At 41.6% G+C, this 3,384-nt stretch carries 1 protein-coding gene; it reads right to left on the bottom strand.

Annotation, left to right across the window (positions count from 1 at the left end; translation table 11 throughout):
* Nucleotides 1-3,384, bottom strand: a 3,384-nt coding sequence (locus KWG70_RS17600) for a T9SS type B sorting domain-containing protein (protein ID WP_230937357.1), incomplete at its 5' end; no start/stop codon positions are given.

Below are 3,384 nucleotides of genomic sequence, written 5' to 3'. Positions count from 1 at the left end.
TTATCTTTTCAGGGTAAAATGGGCTTTAAATTCTTTACGGTCACCTGTATTAGGTTCATTATACTCAACTACAAACCAATAGTCACTTGTTGGCATCTGGTTCCCATTATAGTTACCATTCCAACCTAATCCTGTTGGACTTAATTGCTTGAGTAATTTTCCATATCTGTCAAATATATAAATTTTTGCGTTGGGTTGATTATTTATTGCACTAATGTTCCATCTATCATTATATCCATCTCCATTTGGAGTAAAGAACTTAGGGTAATCCATAACGATAACTTCATCACTCGCCTCTCCACATCCATTCTTATCTCTTGCCGTAACCACATGCTCTCCTAATGATACATCCACAAAAATCGGCTCATCCTGCCATGGCCCACCATCTAAACTGTACTCATATTCGCCTATGCCCTCTACACTAACCTCTATAACATGCGTATCTGCAAATGCCTCTGTCGTTACCGTTGCTGTTACTATAGGTGGATCACTCTCTATAACCTCGGTGGTGTCACTACTCTCACACATCGTTACACTGGATGTCGTAATATCGGTCACTGTAACACTATAAGTACCGCCTTCACTTGGCATATAACTACTCTCTGTTGCTCCTACTATCTCAACGCCATTAAAGAACCATACAAAACTATAACTTGCAGTGCTCAGTCCTGTATCCAATACAGGTGCATTAATAACCTCACTGCCATTGGTGTCTACACATAAAATGTAACTGTCATCCAAATCAAATACTGGTTGTGGATTCACCTGTAAGGTCAATTCTGCTACCGCATAACAAATCGATGTGTCCATACCTGCTCCATCTGGTGTATCATTGTCCACACGTGCCCATATAACCTGTGGATTTACCAAGTTCTCATATAAAAACGGTAATGGGTTAACTCCCAACTCGGCATCGGCCTCACTCGCGTAGTAACTCACTATATAGTTCGCTGGATCTTGTCCGTCCAGAATTAAATCATTTTGCGTCGACAAATCAAACTGTGCACTATTGTTCGTTGGATCATTATCATCATCCATCTCATCATCACAAATCTCATAAATAATCACCTCCATATCACTATTAGCCTCTGCAGCTTCCTGTACCTCTACATTAAAACTTGGAGTACTTATTGAACAGCCTGTATCGTTGTTGGTAATCGCAACAAAAATCTGTTGTGGATTGGTTACATTCGTATATGGACTTACTAAAGCGTTCATTAGATCATCTGCATCTTGCTGTGTTGCATGATAGGTTACTGTAAATAACGTCGGATCTTGTCCATTTAGTACTTCTGCGTCCTTGGTCGTGAGATCAAAATCGTAAATACCATCATTATTTAGCTCACAGGCTATAAAATCGGTAACGGCTACAACATCTGGCAACGGGTTAACTATTAAGGTAAAATTAACTATCGTAAAGCAACCCGTAATATCATTGGTCACTCGTACATAAATAACTTGTGGTGTACTTGTGTTTGTGTACATCGTCGGATCTGCTATCGCATTAAGCCCATCCTCTGCATCGTCTTCACTCTCATGATACGTTGGCGTCACTCCGGTCTCACCATTGAGAAGCAATACCTCATTGGTCGTCAAATCGAAGACCTCCTCCATATCACCTGGATTGATATCATCACATAAAATCAACTCTGGTAATACCGCTGTTGGTGTCGGGTTTGGTAACACGCGAATCGTTAAAGTAATGCTATCTGTACAACCTGTATCGGTATCAGTAACAACAGCGTACAAGGTCTGTGGATTCGCTGGTGCTCCTCCTACCGAGGTATTCGTATAAGCCTCTGCATCTACTGCATTAACACCTGCATCAGCATCGGCCTGAGTCTCATAATAACTTACACTCCAACTCGCCTCGCCTCCTGTAATCTCATTATCCTTTACTGTTAAATCAAATACCGTAATCTCATCGGCAATATCATCATCACATAACTCTAATGGACTCGGCTGAATGGCTACTGGTGGTAACTCTACTCGCAGTTCAAATTGCCCTGTATCTACACAACTATTAATATCACTTACTAGGCGTACGTAGATCGTTTGTGGGTTACTCGTATTGGTATAGTTCCCTACATTTGCTATTGGGTTGTTCCCTGTTTGCGCATCTGCTAATGTAACATGGTAGGTCAGAGTAACATCTGTCTGAGAACCTAAAATCTCAGCATCTTTTGTCGTCAAATCAAACTGTGTAATCCCATCAGCATTCGTGTCACAAATCACATAATCATCTATCGCTACTGGAACCTCTGGTGAAGGTAACACACGGATGGTCAACGTCTCTGAGGCATTGTAACATCCCGTTATCGTATTGGTTAGTCTGATATAGATAACCTGCTCATCCATAACAATATTAGTATATGGACTACCTAAGGCATTGTCGCCTGTCTCGGCATCTTCCTGAGTCTCATGATAGGTCACTGCTGTATCTAGCTCGCCTCCTATAATCTCCAGAGTACGATCTTCTAAATCAAACGCCTCAAATCCATCATTGTCCTGATCACAAACCTCCAAATCTGTCGGTGGTGTCGGTGATGGTATTGGGTTTACTCGTAATAATATCGTCGCTGTGGTGCTTACAAAACAACCTGTCACATCATTGGTCGCTCTAACAAAAATCGTCTGTGGGTTCACCATGTTTGTATAAGGACTCGTTATTGGATTCGTCCCTGCATCGGCATCGGCCTGAGTCTCATAGTAGGTTAAACTAATCCCTGTCTGTCCATTTAAAATCTCATCTGTCGCATCTTCCAAGATAAACATCTCCATCTCATCGCCTGGATTGTTGTCATCACATAACTCTAATGGTGTCGGTTGCAATAAAACTGGTAATGCATTTACGATAAGCTCCAAGGTCGTCAGCTTATAACAGCCTGTGGCGGGATCTAGATCCTCTACGCGAACCCAGATAATCTGGTTAAACGCTGTCGTATTGGTATAATTCGTCGGATTGGCTATTGGATTATTAGCCATATCTGCGTTCATCTCTGTCTCATAAAAACTAACCGTGTACTGCGTTGGATCTGCTAAGTTCTGTAAAATCTCTGCCTCCTTACTCGTTAGATCAAACTGCCCAAAACCATCTGCCGAAAGATCATCACAAATCTCTAAGGCCGTAGGGGCTGCTCCTAACTGTGGCGTTGGATTTACTATTAAAATAAGCTCTACTATAGTCGCACAATCTGTCGCTATGGTTGAACTCTCTACTCGAACGTAAACAGTCTGCGTGTCTTGCATGATATTATTATAAGGACTATCTAAAGCATTCACATTATTATCAGCATCAGCCATTGTCTCATGGTAGCTCACCGATAGGTTAGGATCACCGCCTGTAATCTCTATGTCCTTACTCGTTAAATCAAATACCCCAAA

Source organism: Psychroserpens luteolus (genome assembly GCF_021032705.1).
Classification (GTDB): domain Bacteria; phylum Bacteroidota; class Bacteroidia; order Flavobacteriales; family Flavobacteriaceae; genus Psychroserpens; species Psychroserpens luteolus.
Note: the sequence above shows the minus strand (reverse complement) of the source record. Positions and strands in the feature narration are given on the sequence as shown.